We start from the raw sequence: 14,356 nt of genomic DNA, 5'->3' as shown, positions 1-14,356 counted from the left end.
TGCTCCTATTCACTGCACCGACCCGCATCGTACGTCGTGCAGCGCCATGATGCGTGGATTTACGGACTTGGTAGAAATTGGTTGAGATCGAAGCTCTTATCGGTGAATCTGCAGGATGCTTACAGTAATACCCCGGCACGATTACTTTCGAGCTTCGTCGGACTCGGGAGTGAAAGGGGAAATTTCGTACGCCCACTATCCGTCGTCATCGCCCAGTAGCGACCGCCAACACCGATGCTGATTTTTTGGGTAAAGTCGTAGGTGACTTGGCCCTGTAGGAAGTAGCCGTCGCCCGAACCGGATTGCGGAAGCGGGTTGATGAGGGACCGAAGCCAGTGATGGTCGAAACCCGACAGGTTTGCCACCGGCAGGTAGGCAGCCTCGGCTGAGAACTTCAGGCGATTGTAGCGCAACTCCCCCGCAAGCTCGACGCGCAGGGCGTGCCAATGCGCATCTTGGGTAAAGATCTTCTGGCTGGTCGGCACAGCGGCAGCGCAAAAGATACCGCCGGTCTGTTGCGCGCAGCCGAAGGCGTCGATGAACTCCGAGACGTATTGGTAACCGGCGAAGGAGCCAAGTTTGTAGTTGTCTCCGACCAGGAAATCGTAGCCGGCATCCGCGACAGCGTAGCCCATGTCGCCATCAGGGATCTTCGACGTCGTGAGCGAGTAGGGCTTGAACGACGGTGGGAAATCTTCGTCGGTTTGTCGACCGGAGGTGAGGATGCCAGACCCGATGAATGCCTTGACGAACAGTCCGGTCGGATGGTTGTCGATCCGCATGAAGCTTTCGCCTGCATGCGCATCGACATCACGATAGGTCAGTCGCGAATTCGTTTGCCCGGCGACGACGGGGTCCCCCAATCGATACCGGAAGCGGCCGGAGCTGTTGAAGTAGCGGGTTCCCGTTTCAAACGCCCAGTCCGACATCGGGAGCGGCACGTAGGAAGCAGGGTCCAGGACCGAACGAACGTCTTCCAGCAGGCCGAAGCCCGGGGCGCCGTCACCGAATCGGTAGTTCAGGCCTGCACGGGCCATCGCGCCGTGAGTACCAATTGTGCCGCCATAGACCCCGTCGCCCAGCCTCGTCTGGTTGAACACCGTTCGCTCGCCAAGATCGTAGTAAAGACCCTCCGCCTTCACCGACAGGTGTGGGCTGATCGCGTACTCGGCTCCGCCACCAACGACGTAACCGAGGCGGAGCCCGCTGCCGATGCCACGTGATTGGAGACCATCGAAGTTCAGCTCTCTGGCAAAGGTGGTGTCGACATCGATGCGGACGTCGCCATAGGCGATGACGCCAGTCCCATAGACGTACAGGCAGTCGAAGGCGTAGCCAGCTTTGGCTCGAAAGCTCCCGAGCCCGTCCAGACGCTGGCCCAAGTGATAGGAGGCATCCAGACGCGGGCCGTTCGGAAATGCGCGCAGGAAGCCTTCCCTCTCCCCGTAGCCGCGCATTCGTGTGGATTGATAGTCTGCGGCGGCACCGATCACGAAGCCGAAGCCGGGCGAGAGCTGAAAATTGAAGCCGACCTCACTTCCCGCTGAGAGGTCTTCTGCCCGAGCGGGCGGCGCCAGCGCAGGGAATCGAGCACATCCCAGCCCATCGGAGACGCCGGCAGGATCGATACAACGCCGTGTGCCACTCGCGTCCAGTGAACCATAGCCAAAGAATACGCCCGCGTAGAAGCCGGTCCAAGAAAACAGTGGCATCGAAGCTGCCGTCGGTGCCGCTTGCTGCGGCAGGCCTGCTGCGTCGACGGCAGACCAGCCCAGACCGAGAAGTGGCAGTGCGACAAGGATGGATCGCATGACGTCAACCTCGATGACCCTGGAGTTGCTTTCGTAGGTTTCGCAGAGTCAGCTCAGACTGCACGTCCGGCACGAGACCGGACGCTCGGTCGCGACGAGATGCGACGGGTTCAGTTCGGCCAGCAGCGACGGCCGTAGGGACCGATGTGGAAGCCGGCGGGGCAGGAGGCGCCGCGAACGTACCCGCCGGCCTGTCCGCCGGCCCGGCAGCCGCCGTAGGGACCCCGGTGGGCATAAGGGCCGCAGCCGCCATAGACCTGGATGATACGCGCACCGTCCGATCCGTCGGACACGGCATTCTGGATCAAGGGCGATGCGACGGCGGGCATCGCGAGGGCTGCGAGGAAGGCGGCCGGGGCGAGGATCTTCATCATCGGTTGTGTCCCTTTCTGCTCTCTTGAGCGGTCGCTGCGTTGATGTCTTTTACCGCGACCGATGAGGACATGATCGTCACGGGCTCCTTCTCGGATGTGACGGACGGATGCCTCCGCGTAACGTTTTGTAACGGCGCGCAGCTTTGGTCGTCAGGCGATGGCGGGCAGGGTCGCCACCAGTCGTGCGCCGCCGAGCTGCGATGCGCCAGCCACGACTGTGCCGCCATGCGCCTCGGCGATCTGCCTGGCGATGGCGAGCCCCAAGCCGGTCCCGCCGGTCCCGCGGTTCCGCGAGCGTTCGATCCGGTAGTACGGACTGAACACTGCGGTCCGCTCGGTTTCAGGGATGCCAGGGCCGTCATCCTCCACAACGACCTCACAGACCGTCCCAGCGCGGCGCACCGCGACCGCAACCGACGAGCGCCCGAACTTGACGGCGTTGCCGATGAGGTTGGCGACGACCCGGCGCAGGGCGACCGCGTCGCCGGCGACAACCGCATCCGACACGTCTTCGCCGATCAGATCGATGTTCACGCCCTGCGCGGCATGCTCGGCGACCTCGACCGCCACCAGGTCGGCGAGGTCGACCGCCGCACGGCCGACCTCGACCGCGGTGCCCCGGGCGAAGCCGAGGGAGGTGTCGAGCAGGGCGGTCATCGCGTCGAGGTCCTCGACCAGGCGCTCGCGACGCTGGGGTTCGGCCACCCCCTCGGCCCGCAGGCGCAGACGGGTCAGGTAGGTCTTGAGGTCGTGGGAGATCGCGCCGATCAGCAGGGAGCGTTCGCCCATCAGGCCGACGATGCGCTCCTGCATGGCCTGGACCGCCTGGGACAGCCGGCGGATCTCAGGAGCGCCTTGCGGGATGAGGGTCGGTTCGGGCGCACGTCCGTCGAAGCGGGAAACGGCTTCGGTCAGCCGCCGTAACGGAGCGAGTTCGTGACGGGCGCCGACGAGGACGAGCCCGGCGACGACGAGCCCGAGGACGGCAACCCACAGGCTGAGCGGCTGACCAAGCAGCCACGGCATCAGCGAGTGATGCCCCTTGATGGCGGTGATGACCAGCGTCCGTCCATCCGCGAGGCGGTACGTGGCCAGCGAGAGACTGCCGATGGCCCTGTGTCGATGGTCTGCGCCGATGTCCGCCGGACCGTTGCCGCGATAGAGCATATCGGTCGTGGTGAAGGCGCGAATGCCGCCTGCCGTATTGCCGGTCAACCGATGCAGGCGTGCTTCGAGCACGGGTTCGTGGATGAGTGCTGCCTCGTCGGGCGGCGCATCGGAGATCTCGGCCTTCAGGGCTTCGCCGCTCACTGCCTTCAGGATGGCCGGGCGCTGCGCGGGGTCCGCATCCCGCACGAGGGTGATGATGCCGGCGGCCTGATCGAGGCGGGGGAAGGGCGTGGCGTAGGGCGACCGCTCCTGGCCGCGCTGCCAATAGTCGAGCGCGACGGTGGCGAGCACCAGCAGCGAGAGCGCGGCCAGAAGGATCAGCATGATCCGGCCGAGGAGGCCGATGCGTGCCATCGCCATCATGTCGCCCGCACCACCGGCGCGGCCAGGATGTAGCCTGCGTTCCGCACGGTCTTGAGCAGGGCCGCCGCCGCGCTGCCCGAGGCGTCGAGCTTGTGGCGCAGGCGGCTGACCTGCACGTCGATGGTGCGGTCGAAAGCGTCCGCCGTCCGGCCGCGCGTCCAGTCGAGGAGCTGGTCGCGCGAGAGCACACGCTGAGGCCGGGTGACGAAGCAGTGCAGCAGGTCGTACTCGGCGCTGGTGAGCGGCACCTCCGCGGCCGCCTCGCCGGTCGTCACGATGCGGGCGGCGAGATCGACGGTGAGATCGGCCACGCGCAGCGTCTCCGAGCCGGGTTCGGTGGCCGGTGCGGCGCCGGCCCGGCGCAGGACGGCGCGGATGCGGGCGAGCAGCACGCGCGGGTTGAACGGCTTCGAGACGTAGTCGTCGGCACCCATCTCCAGGCCCAGCACCCGGTCGATGTCCTCGTCCTTGGCGGTCAGCATCACCACGGGCGGGCCGTTCGCTGCGCGCAGCCGTTGGCAGATCGAAAGCCCGTCCTCGCCGGGCAGCATCCAGTCGAGCACGATCAGGTCCGGAGCGGGTCCGGCCGCGAGCAGCCGGTCGAGGCCCGCGCCGCCGTCGAGGCCGACCACGCGAAAGCCCTCGTTCTCCAGGTAGCCGGTGAGTTGCGTACGGATGTCGTCGTCGTCCTCGACGATGGCGATGATGGTGCTGTCGGACATGCCACGAGGATAGTCCGACGAGACCGGGCCGCAACGCGAAAGCGGCCGCTGTCACAAAACGTTACACGGCACGGGCATCCCGTCACATCCGGGAACGGTCCGGACGCGACGGTGCCCGGATCGAAGCCGAGGTCCCGAAGGGGCCACGACGAAGACGAGAGGCAAGAAGCACACGGCTCCAGCCCAACTGGCATCCCCGCTCTGGCATGCCGTAACCGCGCTCGCGGTGGTCGGCGCGATGGCCGTCCACGGTGGGGACAGCCCACGCGGGCCCGCGCGCGGCCGAGACCGGCACGCTCCGCTTCGACGACGGCGGCGAGACCTATCGCGGCTACCGAATCGAGATGGGTCCGGATGTCCCGAACGCGGAGCTCGGCCAGTTGCGGCGAGCGGCCGAGCACCAAGTCGACCTCGTCGAGGCCACCGGGCTCGATGCGCGCACCAAAGCTTTCCTGCGGCGCTTCCCGGTGGTGGTGCAGAACGGCGCCAACGCCGGCGGCCACTATAGTGGCGGCGACAGCGTCACCATCGCCGTCTCGGACCCGAACGACGACCGCCCGATCCTGCTGCACGAGTACATGCACGTCTACCACTTCCGGATGCTGCCCGGTGGGAACCGGAACGCGGACATCCTGACCTATTACGGACGGGCCAGGGCGGGCGGGTTCTACCCGGCGGGCGCATATGTCCTGAAGAACCCGGGCGAGTTCTTCGCGATGACCGCGAGCGTCTACCTGCACGGTCGGCTGGCGCGCGAACCCTTCACCCGCGAGGAGCTCGGGGAGAAGCAGCCGGTCTACTTCGGTCATCTGAACCGCCTGTTCGGTAGCCCGCGCGCCGCGGCGGACGTTCCGTCACGGCCTGCGGCTGGCACGCCGCCGCAGCTGTCCGGACCGGTACGTCCATGATCGTCGACCGCCGTTCGTTGATCCTCGGCACCGCCGCCGTGCTGGCCGCGGGCCGGGCCGCCGCCGAGACCGCAACGCTGCGGCTTTGGACCGGAACGCCTCCGGGCGGCGGCGGCCCCGAGGGACCGCCTGCCACTGACGGACGGGGCGCCGTCAGCAACGTCGCCGTTCCCGGCCTGGAGGTGTTCGCGCCGGCCCGGCCGAACGGAACCGCCATGCTGGTCGCGGCCGGCGGCGGCTACAAGCGCATCGAGATGGAGAAGGAGGCCCGCCCCGCCGCCCGGTGGCTGGCGGCGCGCGGCGTCACGGCCTTCGTCCTGAGCTATCGCCTGCCACGCGAGGGCTGGGCCGAGGGCCCGCTGGCGCCGCTTCAGGACGCCCAACGCGCCCTGCGTTTGATCCGCTCGCGGGCTGCCGCCTACGGCCTCGATCCGAACAGGATCGGTGTCCTCGGCTTCTCCGCCGGCAGCCACCTGATGGGCTTGGCCGCGGCGCGGTCCGCATTCGCGTCCTATCGCCCGGCCGACGTCATCGATGCCCAGCCGGCCCGCCCTCACGCGGCGGCCCTGATCTACCCGATCATCACCCTGGAGCCGCCCTACGATCATACGTCGACGCGCGTGCAACTTGTCGGCCGCCACCCGGACCCAGGCCTAAGCGCGGACTGGTCGGTCGAGACCCATGTCCGGTCCCGTTGCCCGCCGGTGTTCCTCGCGCAGGCCGAGGACGACATGGTCTCGGACATCGCCAACAGCCGGATCATGGCACGAGCCTGCGAGCGCGCCGGCGTGCGGGTCGAGGCGCACGCCCTTGCGAGCGGTGGCCACGCCTTCGGCATGGGCCGGCCGGGCACGCCGAGTACGCAGTGGCCGGGCTGGTACGAGGCTTGGCTGCAAACGGTCGGCGCGCCGACCTGACGTTCCGACAACCGACACGGAGACGATCATGACTCGGACGCGACTGCGAACCCTATCCGCCTGCACGCTGATCGTGCTCGCCGGTCAGGCGAAGGCTGACACCCTGCCGCTTCGCCATGGCGCCTACGTGGAGGTGGGCACGGACTGCAAGGACCCGCCGAACGTCGCCCTCCGGACCTACGTCGGCCACGGCATCGGCAGCTCCAAGGGGGGACTGTCGAGCCCACGTCGTATCCCGTCAGGGAAACGTGTTCGAAATCGAGCAATCCTGCCGGCAGTATGGCGGACCGGATCACAGGAGAGAGACCCAGCGCTTGACCATCCGCGTCGACGGACCGACGGCTTATACCAACCTCACAGGCGGCGGCAGCGAGGGCTATCGATTCTGTCTCGGACTGAAGCCCTGAGCATACCAGTGCCGGTCCAATGCCCGCTTGAGGTCGAGAGATGTCGACCGCGGTCGCAGCCTTTCACGGACCAGGGTTTTCGACCCCCTTTAGCGGCGGGGTCAAATCGGGGTCATATGCGTTTAGGCAAAGAAAAATCCGCTTGTTTGCCAATGGCTTACAGCGGATTGGGGTAGATGGCGGAGACGGAGGGATTCGAACCCTCAGGTTCGGCAGGCACGAAGGCACGTCATTGCCACGCCCCGGAATCAATATCAGAGCCGAACAGCAGCAGTACCAACGGAAAAGAGGGGGATTTTCCAGCGTCCAGAACTAGGCAAAAAGCCTTGTTTAGCTCAAGGCAAAATAAGATGGCGCCCTGGCGCCACTTACTAACTGTCAGGGTTCTTGTGAAATTTTGGTGGGTGCACAAGGGTTCGAACCTTGGACCCGCTGATTAAGAGTCAGCTGCTCTACCAACTGAGCTATGCACCCAACGCCTTGCGGCGGTCGCTGCGGCCCACCAAGTCCGCTCCGACGAGGGGGCTGATAGCAAACGCCCCGGGGGGTGTCCACCCCCGGGGCGCTATTTTCTCGGCTAAACCGAGGCCGGGCTCTGGGCGTGCAGGCGCACCGCCCAGGCCTCGAGCTTGTTGAGGGCCGAGAGGTAGGCGCGGGCCGAGGCGACCAGGGTGTCGGGGTCGGCGCCACGCGCCGTGACGCTGCGCTCGCCGCTCTTCAGGCGTACCGAGACCTCGGCCTGGGCGTCCGTACCCTCGGTCACCGCATGGACCTGATAGAGCTCGAGATCCGCCGCGTGGGGCACCAGGGCCTGGATCGCGTTGAACACCGCATCCACCGGGCCGTTGCCGTCGGCCTCCTCGGTGACGACGCGGCCGTCGATGTCGAGCTTGAGGGTCGCCCGCTGCGGACCCCTGGTGCCCGCGATCACCGACAGGGAGACGAGGCGGATGCGGTCATGGGCCGTGGCGAGGTTCTCGTCGACCAGCGCCTCGATGTCCTCGTCGTAGACGTGCTTCTTGCGGTCGGCCAGCGCCTTGAAGCGCTCGAACACGTCCTGGAGCTGGTTGTCGCTCAGCACGAGGCCGAGTTCGTCCAGCTTCGAACGGAAGGCGGCCCGGCCCGAATGCTTGCCCATGACCAGCGAGGTCTTGGCGACGCCGACCGAGGCCGGGGTCATGATCTCGTAGGTCTCGGTGTGCTTGAGCATGCCGTCCTGGTGGATGCCGCTCTCGTGCGCGAAGGCGTTCCGGCCGACGATCGCCTTGTTGTACTGCACGGGGAAGTTGGTCGCGTGGCTGACGAGCTTCGAGGCGCGGGTGAGCATCGTGGTCTCGATGCCGGTCTCGTAGGGCATCACGTCGCCGCGGGTGCGGATCGCCATGACGATCTCCTCCAGGGCGGCGTTGCCGGCGCGCTCGCCGATGCCGTTGATGGTGCACTCCACCTGGCGCGCGCCGCCCTCGACCCCCGCCAGGGAGTTGGCGATGGCGAGCCCGAGATCGTCGTGGCAATGCACCGAGAAGATCGCCTTGTCGGCGTTCGGCACCCGGTTCCGGACGTCCTGGAACATCCGGCGGTACTCGTCGGGCGTGGCGTAGCCCACGGTGTCGGGCAGGTTGATGGTGGTGGCACCCGAGCGGATCGCCGCCTCGACGCAGCGGCAGAGGTAGTCGATCGGCGTGCGGGTCGCGTCCATGGCCGACCATTCCACGTCCTCGACGAGGTCGCGGGCCTGGGACACGGTCCTGAGGATGATCTCGACCACCTCGTCCTCGGACTTGCGCATCTGGTGAGCGAGGTGGATCGGCGAGGTCGACACGAAGGTGTGGATGCGGCCGCGCCTGGCCTGCCGCACCGCCTCGCCGGCCCGGGCGATGTCGGCCGGGATCGCGCGGGCGAGGCCCGCGATGGTGGCGCGCTTGGCCCGTCGGGCGATCTCGGCGACGGCCTCGAAGTCGCCGTGCGAGGCGATGGGGAAGCCCGCCTCGATGATGTCGACGCCCATCGTGTCGAGGAACTCGGCGACGGCGAGTTTCTCGTCGAGGGTCATGGTCGCGCCGGGGCACTGCTCGCCGTCGCGCAGGGTGGTGTCGAAGATGAGGACACGGTCCTTCGCGCGGGCGTCGGGGGCCGGATTCGGTAAGGTGGTCATGGCGGATGTCCTGTCGCGGCGCGGTCCGGGAAGGGACGCGGCGCCCTGAAGATCGAAGGGGTCCGGGCCAGACGCCACGGTACCGGCGCCGGCCTTCGCGAACGGCACGCCCCTGAGAGCCCAGGCGCACGCGCCCGGACGGCCCTCAGGGGCGGATAAGGAGCAGCAGGGCGGCAAGAGACGCGCGCGACCGGGCGGCCGCGAAGGCGGCGTCGGTGGTGCTGCGCGTGGAGCCGGCGCTGGCCAAGGCTCGTCTCTCCCGAGGGGCAAGGGCGCGCCGCGACGGCACGCGAACGCTTGCGAAGGCGGTGTACCTAGCCGCTGGCCGCCGGCTTGACAAGGTTCGGCAGCGCGGCCGCCGTGCCCCTCCCGGCCACCGAAGGGGACCGAATCCGGCCGTCGGGCCCGGTTCCCCACAAGGTATCGACGGAATTCGCGATCGTTTGTGTCGAACGCATTGCCGTGGGGGCCGCTCCGCCTAGCTTCGCTGACGGATCGAATACGATCCGGCGGCGAAATCAGTCCGTCCACGCAAGAAAAAACTGGAAGGAATCCCCCACCATGTCGCGGATGCTGTCGCGCACCCTGGCCCTGCCCACCCTCGCCCTGCTCGCCGGAACGGCGCCGGTGCTGGCACTCGATGCCGCCAAGACCATCGACGTCGCCGCGCCTCCGGCCAAGGTCTGGGCGACGATCGGCGACTTCTGCGGCATCGGGCAGTGGCATCCGGCCATCGAGAAGTGCGTGCTGTCGCAGGACGGCGGCAAGACCCTCCGGACCCTGAGCCTCAAGGGCGGCGGCACCATCGTCGAATCGCAGACCAAGCGCGACGACAAGGCGATGTCCTACACCTACGCCATCGTCTCCGGCCCGCTGCCGGTGAGCGACTATTCCTCGACGATCTCGGTGATGCCGAAGGGTTCGGGCTCGACGGTGAACTGGACCGGCAGCTTCAAGGCCAAGGGCGCCCCGGACGCCGTCGCGGTCGACGCCATCTCGGGCATCTACGATTCGGGCCTCAAGGCCATCGCCGACAAGTCCAAGTAGATCCAAGTCCAAGGAGATCCGAGCAAACCGATCCACGGAACCGGATCGAGACCGAGGGCGGCCCTCCCGGCCGCCCTCCCCTCGCAGGCTCGATCGGCCCCGCCCGATTGACCGGCCGTGGCGCACGGCGCAAAACCGCCCCGGATCAAGCTGTGCCGTGTCCCGGCACGGTTACAGTCAGGAGCCGCCGTGTCCCGGGTCAGCCTCGCCGTCGCCGCCCTTCTCTCCGCCGCCCTGCTCGGCGCCTGCAAGCCGACCGCCTCGGCGCCGCCCGCGGCCGCCATCGCCGCCGCTCCCGTGGTCGCGGCGCCGCTGCCGCAGGGCAATGGCTGCGGCCCGGCCATCGCCCGCACCCAGGCGGTGGTCGACAGCGATGTCGCGACCGGAAATCTCAACCCGCCCGTGGGCGAACGCTTCAGCGCCGACCTGCGCAACGCCGCCGATGCCTGCGCGGGCGGCCGCGAGCGCGAGGCGCTGAGCCTGCTCGGGGCCGCCAAGGCGCGCTACGGCTACCGCTGAGCTTCCGCGAAGGCGCGGGCGAGGTAGGCCCGCACGAAGCCGGGCGTCCGGGCGGCATCGAGGTCGTCCGGTCCGCGCGCGACGGCGAAGCCGGCGAGTTCCGGCGCGGCCTCGCTCAGGCGATGTGCCTCCATCCGGGCCTGCAGCGCCGCGGCCGTCTCGGCGAAGCGCACCGGGCGCAGGAAGGCGCGCTGGCTCTGGCCCGAGACCAGGACCCACGCGTCCGGTGCGTCGGGCGGCAGGGCGAGGCCCGTCTCCTCCAGGAACTCCCGCCCGGCGCTGCCGGCGAGGTCGACGCGGCCGCCGTCGCGGATATCGGCCCGGTCAGGGGTTCCACAGGCGAAGTAGATCTGTCCGGCATTGGCGGTGTGTCCGCCCATGACGCCGAGGAGGGCCGCGCCGTCGGCGCTCCATGGCACCACCGCCGCGAAGGCGTTGGTCACGGCCGGATCCGGGGAGCCGGCGAGGCGAAAGGCGAGGAACTGGGAATACGCGACCTCGAACAGGTCGACGAGACAGGTCGATCCGTCGATGCGGCAATCGCGGGCAAGGAGCACCCGCCCGTCGAACAGATCCGGCCGCTCGGCGCGCCGGGCCGCCCAGGTCTCGGCGATCGCCCCGGCATGGTCGCGGGCCCAGGCCCAGTCGGAGGGCACCAGCCGGGCCTCGATCCGCCGGAGCGGGGTCAGCGCGAAGCCGTCAGACAAGCAGCGTGCCCTCGCTCACCAGGACCGCCGCCCCGCTGATCTCCACCGAGCGCAGGGCGCCGGCCTCGATGACGAGCTGGACCCCGATCGTGCTCGGGCGGCCCATGGCCACGCCCTGGCGCAGGACGATGTCGTGCTCGCCGTCGCCGAGGGGCTCGAACTGCATCATCACGCCGGCGAAGGCCGCCGCCGCCGAGCCGGTCGCGGGGTCCTCGGGCACGCCGAGATGGGGCGCGAACATCCGGGCCTGATAGCGATGGCCGAGCCCCTCGGGATCGGGCGCATAGCAATAGAGCGCCGCGGGCGACCCGAGCGCGTCGAGGGCGGCGGGCGCCACGCGGGCCCGGTCGAGAACCGACCGGTTCGCGAGGGGAACGAACAGGAAGGCCGGCCCCGCCCGGTGCCGGCTCGGCGCGTGGCGGGCGAAGCCGATTTCGCCCGGTTCCAGGTCCAGAGCGGCGGCCACGAGGTCCGCCTCGGGCCCCTCCCCCAGGTATTCCGGCAGCACCGGCATCTTGAAGCGCCCGGTGCCGCGCCCCTCGCCGGGCTCGACGACGCAGGCCAGGGTCCCCAGCGTGGCCTCGAGCCCGAAGGCCATCGCGTCGGCGAGTCCCGCCCGCTGGTCGCGCAGGGCGAGGAGGATGGCGGTGCCCAGGGTCGGATGCCCGGCGAAGGGGAGTTCGGAGGCGGGGGTGAAGATGCGCATCCGGGCGCGGTGCCGCGGCGCCTCGGGCGGTAGCACGAACACCGTCTCGGACAGGTTGAACTCGGCCGCCAGGGCCTGCATCGCGGCGGTGTCGAGCCCCTCGGCATCGAGCACGACGGCGAGGGGATTGCCGGTCAGCGCCGTGTCGGTGAACACGTCGAGGGTCACGAAGCGGCGAGGCATGGCGGGGTCTCCGGGCTCTGCGAGCGTCGCGCTGAGCGACGGATCACCTTAAACGGTGTCCACCGGGAACGTCTCGCTCGGCGTGACGAACTCGTCCTGGGCCGCCACCGTGAGGATCTCGCGCGAGCCGGCCTCGGCGGTGCGGCGCAGGAGGCCGTAGACCGAGGCACCGGCCATGCCCAGCGCCAGGGCGGCCGAGCGCGTCCGGGCGTAGTGCACCAGGAACAGGGCCGCGATGGCGTCGCCCGCGCCGTTCACGTCGAGGTGCAGGCGCGGGGTGCGCAGGCGCCAGAAATGGCCACCCTCCCCGGCCAGGAGGTCGATGGCGTCGTCGGGCGTGTCGTGCGTGATCAGGGACGTGACGAGGACGACACGGGGTCCGAGCGCCTGGACCGAGGCCACCGCGCGCTTGGCTTCCGCGAGGGTGCCCGTGGGCAGGCCCGAGAGGTGGTTCAGCTCGAACTGGTTGGGGGTCACGATGTCGGCCGCGGGCACCGCCTGCTCGCGCATGAATTCGGGGATGCCCGGGCGCACGTAGATGCCGCGGTCGGTGTCGCCCATCACGGGGTCGCAGGCGTAGAGGGCCTGCGGGTTGAGCGCCCGCACCGACGCCACCGCCCGCACGATGGCGGTGCCGATATCGGCCGAGCCCATGTAGCCCGAGAGCACCCCGTCGCAGGTCCCGAGCACGCCGCGCTCGGCGATGCCGGCCACGAGGTCCTCGATCGCCGGGCCGTCGAAGACCCGCCCGCGCCAGGCGCCGTAGCCGGTGTGGTTGGAGAACTGCACCGTGTGGATCGGCCAGACCTCGACGCCGAGGCGCTGCATCGGAAACACCGCGGAGGCGTTGCCCACGTGGCCGAAGGCGACGTGGGACTGAATCGAGAGGATGTTCATGGCGGAATCTCCCGAGGTCGCGCGGCGAAGCAGCGGTGGCGCCAGCCCTTAACCCGGTTTTCCGTCCCGACGCACCCCCACCGGCGCGCCGCGCACTTGCCCCGATCCGCGCCCTCGGTCACAGGAAGGCGCCGAACCTCAAGCGAGCCCCATGGACTTCGACTCAATCCGCACCAGCACCCTCGCCTTCGTGGAGGCGAACCAGGGCTGGACGCCGCTGATCGTCGGCGTGCTCGCCTTCTGCGAGTCCCTGGCCTTCCTGTCGCTGCTGGTGCCCGCCACCTTCCTGCTCCTCGGCATCGGCGCGCTGATGGGGTCGATCGGCATCCCGTTCTGGCCGGTGATGCTCGCCGGTGCCCTCGGGGCGGCACTCGGCGACTGGGTCTCCTACGAGTTCGGGCACCACTACAAGGAAGGCGCCAAGCAGATGTGGCCGATGCGGCGCTATCCCGCCCTCGTGGCCCGCGCCGAGGAGTTCTGCCGCAAGTGGGGGGCCGGCGGCATCCTGATCGGGCGGTTCATCGGACCGGCCCGGGCCGTGGTGCCGCTGATCGCCGGGGTGTTCGGGGTGAAGCGCCTGCCGTTCCAGATCGCCAACGTGACCTCGGCCCTGGCCTGGGCCTTCCTCATGCTGGCGCCGGGGGCCGGGCTCCTCGGCTACCTGAAGGGCTGAGGCGCGGTGCACCGGTTTCCGCCCGAGCGCATCGTCTGCCTGACGGAGGAGACGGTGGAGACGCTCTATCTCCTCGGCCAGGCGGACCGCATCGTCGGTGTCTCGGGCTACGCCGTGCGCCCGGCCCGGGTCCGGCGGGAGAAGCCGCGGGTCTCGGCCTTCACCAGCGCCGACCTGCCCAAGATCCTGGCCCTGGCTCCCGACCTGGTCCTCGCCTTCTCCGACCTGCAGGCGGAGATCGTGGCCGACCTCGCCCGGGCCGGTATCGCCGTGCACCTGTTCAACCAGCGCGACCTGTCCGGCTGCCTGGCGATGATCCGGACGGTGGGCGCGCTGACCGGCGTGCCGGCCGAGGCCGACGCGCTGGCGACGCGGCTCGCCGACCGGATCGCCGAGGCGGCGCTGGAGAGCGCCGGCCGGCCGCGCCCGCGCGTCTATTTCGAGGAATGGGACGCGCCGATGATCTCCGGCATCGGCTGGGTCTCGGACCTGATCGCGGCGGCCGGCGGCGACGACGTCTTCCCGGAGCTCGGCCGACAGGCGGCGGCCCGGGACCGGATCGTGAGCCCGGAGGCGGTGATCGCGGCACGGCCCGACGTGATCCTGGCCTCGTGGTGCGGGAAGCGGGTGAACCGCGAGCGCATCCGCGCCCGCCCGGGTTGGGACGCGATCCCGGCCGTGGCGGCCGGGCGCATCCACGAGATCAAGTCGCCGCTCATCCTCCAGCCGGGACCCGCCGCCCTCACGGACGGATTCGACGCGATCCGCGCCGCCCTGCGGGACGGACCCTGAGGCGT

At 69.3% G+C, this 14,356-nt stretch carries 14 protein-coding genes and 1 tRNA gene; 6 read left to right on the top strand and 9 right to left on the bottom strand.

The features are described from left to right. Window positions 1-119: 119 nt before the first annotated feature. The 4 genes from AC0IWM_RS03330 to AC0IWM_RS03315 all read right to left on the bottom strand — a co-directional run bounded on the left by AC0IWM_RS03330 (window position 120) and on the right by AC0IWM_RS03315 (window position 4,440). Window positions 120-1,811: an omptin family outer membrane protease gene (locus AC0IWM_RS03330; RefSeq protein ID WP_471753051.1), complete on the bottom strand. Its 1,692-nt coding sequence runs from the start codon at window positions 1,809-1,811 to the stop codon at window positions 120-122. Window positions 1,812-1,921: 110 nt separating this feature from the next. Then, complete coding sequence (locus tag AC0IWM_RS03325; protein ID WP_471753050.1) at window positions 1,922-2,185, bottom strand: GCG_CRPN prefix-to-repeats domain-containing protein; 264 nt, start codon at window positions 2,183-2,185, stop codon at window positions 1,922-1,924. A gap of 150 nt (window positions 2,186-2,335) precedes the next feature. Then, a complete protein-coding gene (locus tag AC0IWM_RS03320) occupies window positions 2,336-3,709 on the bottom strand; it encodes an ATP-binding protein (protein WP_471753049.1) in 1,374 nt (457 codons plus the stop codon). A gap of 5 nt (window positions 3,710-3,714) precedes the next feature. Further along, the gene (locus AC0IWM_RS03315; protein ID WP_471753048.1) at window positions 3,715-4,440 is read right to left on the bottom strand and encodes a response regulator; all 726 of its coding nucleotides are present in this window, start codon (window positions 4,438-4,440) and stop codon (window positions 3,715-3,717) included. A 251-nt stretch (window positions 4,441-4,691) separates the two neighbouring features. Here AC0IWM_RS03315 and AC0IWM_RS03310 point away from each other — a divergent pair, with 251 nt between their 5' ends. Further along, window positions 4,692-5,348, top strand: a complete 657-nt coding sequence (locus AC0IWM_RS03310; protein ID WP_471753047.1) for a hypothetical protein — start codon at window positions 4,692-4,694, stop codon at window positions 5,346-5,348. Beyond that, on the top strand, window positions 5,348-6,265 hold the full coding sequence (locus tag AC0IWM_RS03305; RefSeq protein WP_471753104.1) for an alpha/beta hydrolase: 918 nt from the start codon (window positions 5,348-5,350) through the stop codon (window positions 6,263-6,265). Before AC0IWM_RS03310 ends, AC0IWM_RS03305 begins: the two co-directional genes overlap by 1 nt. Before the next feature lie 805 nt (window positions 6,266-7,070). Here AC0IWM_RS03305 and AC0IWM_RS03300 read toward each other — a convergent pair. Together AC0IWM_RS03300 and AC0IWM_RS03295 are read right to left on the bottom strand one after the other, a co-directional pair. Continuing rightward, window positions 7,071-7,146: transfer RNA gene (locus AC0IWM_RS03300), tRNA-Lys, on the bottom strand. A 103-nt stretch (window positions 7,147-7,249) separates the two neighbouring features. After that, window positions 7,250-8,827 carry a 2-isopropylmalate synthase gene (locus AC0IWM_RS03295; RefSeq protein WP_471753046.1) on the bottom strand — a complete coding sequence of 526 codons (1,578 nt, stop codon included), beginning with the start codon at window positions 8,825-8,827 and terminating at the stop codon, window positions 7,250-7,252. A 561-nt stretch (window positions 8,828-9,388) separates the two neighbouring features. Between AC0IWM_RS03295 and AC0IWM_RS03290 the strand changes: the two genes are divergently transcribed. After that, window positions 9,389-9,874 carry an SRPBCC family protein gene (locus AC0IWM_RS03290; RefSeq protein WP_471753045.1) on the top strand — a complete coding sequence of 162 codons (486 nt, stop codon included), beginning with the start codon at window positions 9,389-9,391 and terminating at the stop codon, window positions 9,872-9,874. 189 nt (window positions 9,875-10,063) lie between these two features. Continuing rightward, window positions 10,064-10,393 carry a hypothetical protein gene (locus AC0IWM_RS03285; protein ID WP_471753044.1) on the top strand — a complete coding sequence of 110 codons (330 nt, stop codon included), beginning with the start codon at window positions 10,064-10,066 and terminating at the stop codon, window positions 10,391-10,393. Here the strand turns inward: AC0IWM_RS03285 and AC0IWM_RS03280 are convergent. The 3 genes from AC0IWM_RS03280 to pdxY are packed head-to-tail and all read right to left on the bottom strand — an operon-like array spanning window position 10,384 to window position 12,886. Further along, complete coding sequence (locus tag AC0IWM_RS03280; RefSeq protein ID WP_471753043.1) at window positions 10,384-11,100, bottom strand: NUDIX hydrolase; 717 nt, start codon at window positions 11,098-11,100, stop codon at window positions 10,384-10,386. The genes AC0IWM_RS03285 and AC0IWM_RS03280 overlap by 10 nt on opposite strands. Continuing rightward, the gene (locus AC0IWM_RS03275) at window positions 11,093-11,989 is read right to left on the bottom strand and encodes a PhzF family phenazine biosynthesis protein (protein WP_471753042.1); all 897 of its coding nucleotides are present in this window, start codon (window positions 11,987-11,989) and stop codon (window positions 11,093-11,095) included. Before AC0IWM_RS03275 ends, AC0IWM_RS03280 begins: the two co-directional genes overlap by 8 nt. A gap of 48 nt (window positions 11,990-12,037) precedes the next feature. Further along, window positions 12,038-12,886, bottom strand: coding sequence for a pyridoxal kinase PdxY (gene pdxY / locus AC0IWM_RS03270; RefSeq protein ID WP_056477832.1), 849 nt, complete (start codon window positions 12,884-12,886; stop codon window positions 12,038-12,040). Window positions 12,887-13,037: 151 nt separating this feature from the next. Here pdxY and AC0IWM_RS03265 point away from each other — a divergent pair, with 151 nt between their 5' ends. Next, complete coding sequence (locus AC0IWM_RS03265) at window positions 13,038-13,559, top strand: DedA family protein (RefSeq protein WP_471753041.1); 522 nt, start codon at window positions 13,038-13,040, stop codon at window positions 13,557-13,559. Window positions 13,560-13,565: 6 nt separating this feature from the next. Then, on the top strand, window positions 13,566-14,351 hold the full coding sequence (locus tag AC0IWM_RS03260) for a cobalamin-binding protein (RefSeq protein ID WP_471753040.1): 786 nt from the start codon (window positions 13,566-13,568) through the stop codon (window positions 14,349-14,351). The last annotated feature ends 5 nt before the right edge of the window (window positions 14,352-14,356 follow it).

Source organism: Methylobacterium sp. AC433 (assembly GCF_979253015.1).
Note: the sequence above shows the minus strand (reverse complement) of the source record. Positions and strands in the feature narration are given on the sequence as shown.

Excerpts from the sequence above, each read along its gene's own strand:
- AC0IWM_RS03330 (WP_471753051.1), bottom strand. The coding sequence starts at position 1,811 with ATGCGATCCATCCTTGTCGCACTGCCACTTCTCGGTCTGGGCTGGTCT.
- AC0IWM_RS03325 (WP_471753050.1), bottom strand. The coding sequence starts at position 2,185 with ATGATGAAGATCCTCGCCCCGGCCGCCTTCCTCGCAGCCCTCGCGATG.
- AC0IWM_RS03320 (WP_471753049.1), bottom strand. The coding sequence starts at position 3,709 with ATGGCACGCATCGGCCTCCTCGGCCGGATCATGCTGATCCTTCTGGCC.
- AC0IWM_RS03315 (WP_471753048.1), bottom strand. The coding sequence starts at position 4,440 with ATGTCCGACAGCACCATCATCGCCATCGTCGAGGACGACGACGACATC.
- AC0IWM_RS03295 (WP_471753046.1), bottom strand. The coding sequence starts at position 8,827 with ATGACCACCTTACCGAATCCGGCCCCCGACGCCCGCGCGAAGGACCGT.
- AC0IWM_RS03290 (WP_471753045.1), top strand. The coding sequence starts at position 9,389 with ATGTCGCGGATGCTGTCGCGCACCCTGGCCCTGCCCACCCTCGCCCTG.
- AC0IWM_RS03275 (WP_471753042.1), bottom strand. The coding sequence starts at position 11,989 with ATGCCTCGCCGCTTCGTGACCCTCGACGTGTTCACCGACACGGCGCTG.
- pdxY (WP_056477832.1), bottom strand. The coding sequence starts at position 12,886 with ATGAACATCCTCTCGATTCAGTCCCACGTCGCCTTCGGCCACGTGGGC.
- AC0IWM_RS03265 (WP_471753041.1), top strand. The coding sequence starts at position 13,038 with ATGGACTTCGACTCAATCCGCACCAGCACCCTCGCCTTCGTGGAGGCG.